Annotated in this window: 3 protein-coding genes; all 3 read right to left on the reverse strand. The window is 70.6% G+C overall.

All coding sequences use genetic code 11. From position 1 onward, the window contains the following. Window positions 1–992: aminotransferase class I/II-fold pyridoxal phosphate-dependent enzyme (locus tag Q0L54_RS10920; protein ID WP_296668042.1), on the reverse strand; the 992-nt coding region annotated here is incomplete at its 3' end. Window positions 993–1,584: 592 nt separating this feature from the next. Beyond that, window positions 1,585–2,874: a glycoside hydrolase family 32 protein gene (locus tag Q0L54_RS10925; RefSeq protein WP_296668044.1), complete on the reverse strand. Its 1,290-nt coding sequence runs from the start codon at window positions 2,872–2,874 to the stop codon at window positions 1,585–1,587. Window positions 2,875–2,946: 72 nt separating this feature from the next. Further along, a partial coding sequence (locus tag Q0L54_RS10930) for an alpha/beta fold hydrolase (protein WP_296668046.1) occupies window positions 2,947–3,438 on the reverse strand: 492 nt, incomplete at its 5' end.

Genomic DNA, 3,438 nt, shown 5'->3' on the forward strand with positions numbered 1-3,438 from the left:
GAGTAGGCGACCGAGTGGACCTGGGCGTGGCCCTCGAGGAAGGCGGCGACCCGCTTGGCGTTCTCCACGTGACGCTCGACGCGCAGGCTCAACGTCTCGATGCCCTGCGCGATGAGGAACGCGTTGAACGGGCTGATCGCCGCGCCCGTGTCCCTCAACAACTGCACGCGGGCCTTGAGGATGAAGCTGAGGTTGGCGCCGAACGGGCTGCCCACCCCCAGGTCCCGCGCGTAGACCAGGCCGTGATAGCTCGGGTCCGGGGTGTTGTAGTTCGGGAAGCGCTCCGGGTACTGCGCGTAGTCGAAGCTGCCGCCGTCGACGATCACGCCGCCGATCGCCGTGCCGTGCCCGCCCAGGTACTTGGTGGCCGAGTGGGTGACGATGTCCGCGCCCCACTTCAGCGGCTGCACCAGGTAGGGGCTGGCGACGGTGTTGTCGACGATGAGCGGGACGCCGGCCTCGTGGGCCACCGCGGCGACCGCCTCGATGTCGAGCAGGTCCTGCTTGGGGTTGGAGATCGACTCCCCGAAGAAGGCCTTGGTGTTGGGGCGGACGGCCTTGCGCCAGGACTCCGGGTCATCGGGGTTGTCGACGAACGTCACCTCGATGCCGAACTTGGGCAGCGTGTACTCGAACAGGTTGTACGTGCCGCCGTAGAGGCTGGGGGAGGAGACGATGTGGTCGCCGGCCTCCGCGACGTTCTGGATGGCGACCGTGTTGGCGGCGCTACCGGAGGCGAGAAGCAGGGCCGCCACGCCGCCCTCGAGCGCCGCGACGCGGTCCTCGACCGCCTGCTGCGTCGGGTTGCCGATGCGGGTGTAAATCGGTCCCAGCTCGGCGAGGGCGAAGCGGGCCGCCGCCTGCGTGGTGTCCTCGAACACGAAGCTGGTGGTCTGGTAGATCGGCAGTGCGCGGGCGCCGGTCTCCTTGTCGGGGGTCTGGCCGGCGTGGATCTGCTTGGTCTCGAAGGCCCAGTCGTTGTTGGTGGTCATGATGAAGCTCCTGTGGGGTGTGGCTGGTGTGTGGATCTGGCTGTGGCTGGTTCGCCTGGCTGATCCGCATCCCCCGGGTGAGCGTCACCGACCGCCGGGCGTGCAAGCGCGCCGACCGTCCGCGACCCCGGAGGGCGCGGTGCGACACGTGGCGGTGAGCCCGTGATCAGGAGCCGAAGGGCCTGCGCTCATCCCCGAGGGGAGAGGCGGCCGGCGCCCTCACGGGCGCACGTCAAACGTGCGCTTGGGTCAGCGACACATTCGACGGAACATGGGCGAGAGACTATGCGCACCGGGCCGGGATGCGCAACTCCGGCTCCGGTCACCGGCTCGCGGGCGGCCACGGTGGGGACCGCCGCGCACCGAGACGAAGCCCACGCCGACCATTCCGACAAACCCCTGCAATCCCTGGCAGATTGCCGAGGACCCCCAGAAATGGGGGTGGTCCTCGACCGCCTCGCGAGATACGGTCGATGTCGGAACATGGTTGAAGTCGTCACTGGGGGGTGCGATGAACGTGGTCAGCTGGACCAAGTGGGAGTAACGCCGGAGCGTGCGCGCCGGCGGTGAGTTCCCTGGAGGGCGCCGCCGGTCAGGCGGGCAGCGCGAGCCGATGCGCCGCTATCGCGCCGTCCGAGATGAGCACCCAGGTCTCGCCGTCCGCCGGGTAGGCGCGCACCGTGGTCGAGCCCGCGGCGTCGAAGACCTCGACGATGGACCCGTCGACCCACACCTCTCCGGCGGGCCGGTCGGGGCCCAGCACGTCGCGCACTCCGTCGGGGCCCTCGAGCACCAGCGACCAGCCCGCGTCGACCGTCGCGGCCCACGCGGCCTCGTCGGTGGTCAGCACGCGTCCCGCGCCCTCGTGCGTCACGGGCAGCGCGCCAGCCTTGAGCGCCGCCAGCTCGGGGGCCGGGCGCAGCACCGGGACCCCCGCATCGTCCAGCGCCACCTCGCGCGGGAACGTCATGGTGCCCGCCCAACCCGAGGCCACCACATCGGCCTCCGGACGGTCCGCGGCGATCTCATGGTGGCCGTCCCAGCTCCAGCCCCACGCGAGCGCGCGGCCCTCGGCCTCGACCAGCTGCGGCGCGTAGAAGTCCTCGCCGTGGTCGAGCGCGGCGCTGGTCTCGGGAACGAACCGGTAGCCGTCACCGTCCGCGACCAGGTCCCCGGCCCACGCGGCGACGGCGCGTGCACCCGAGTCCACAGTGGCCTCGCCCAGCGAGCACCACGACACGACGAGGACCCACCGGTCGCCCACGCGCACCAGCTGGGGGCACTCCCAGAAGTTGGGCTCGCGAGGGATCGGGTCGCCCACCTCGTGGTCGCTCAACAGCGTGCCCAGGTACTTCCAGTCGTCAAGGTCCTCCACGTCGAAGAGCAGCACCGCGCCGTGATCGTCGATGCGGGAGCCCTGCAGGGCCAGCCTGCGGCCCTCGTGGTGGAACAGGAACGGGTCACGCACATCCTTGAAGCCGGGCCCGTCCGGGTGGGGCAGCGTCATGGCGTCCGGCTGCTCCCACACGTCCTGGGTGCCCGGGGCGAGCCGCGCGATGGCGACCCCGACCTCGTCCGGGCCGGCAGGGGTGGCGCTATAGATCAGGGCGATCCGGCCGTCGTCGTCGGTGGCAGCCACGCCGCTCCACGCGCCGCCCGCGTCGATGGTGCCGGGCCGCGGGGTCAGCCCCGGGCGCTCCTCGGTCCAGTGCAGCAGGTCCGGCGAGCTGAGGTGCGCCCAGTGGATGTCGCCCCAGCCGGTGCCGTTCGGGTTCCACTGCATCATCACGTGCCATTGGCCGTCCCAGAAGCCGATCCCGTTCGGGTCGTTGACCCACCCGGTCGCAGGGCGCGTGTGAAGGTGGGGAAAGTGGTCGGGCATGGTTCCATCCTGGCGTGTGGGGGTGGTGGTGTCGCGCGGGGCGTGGCTAGGGGTGGTGCGGGGAGGTGCGAGCTAGAGCGAGCGCTCGAACTCCTCCATGAAGGCATTCATCTGCGCGGTCTCGACCAGGAAGCCGTCGTGACCCACGGGGGAGTGGACCACCTTGACACCATTCGAGCCGCTCAGCGCCGCGTCAAGGCGCTGCGAGTTCTGAAGAGGATAGAGCCTGTCGGAATCGATGGCAATGACCAGTGCCGGGTCCGTGTAGCGGGCCAGCGCGGTCTCGACTCCGCCGCGTCCGCGACCCACGTCGTGTGACTGGATCGACTGCGCGAGCCGCACGTACGTGTTGGCGTCGAATCGGCGGGCGAGCTTGCGGGCGTGATGCGCCAGGTAGCTCTGCACCGCGAACTGGCCGCCGCGGCCGATCGGGTCGGATTCTCCCTGGTAGGACCGCCCGAAGCGGTCGTTGAGCTCGCCCGCGCTGCGGTACGTGGTGTGCGCGATCATGCGGGCGATTCCCATGCCGCGGTGCGGGCCGTCATCGTCCGCCGCGTCGTAGTA

The organism is Demequina sp. (assembly GCF_024642165.1).
Lineage (GTDB): Bacteria > Actinomycetota > Actinomycetes > Actinomycetales > Demequinaceae > Demequina.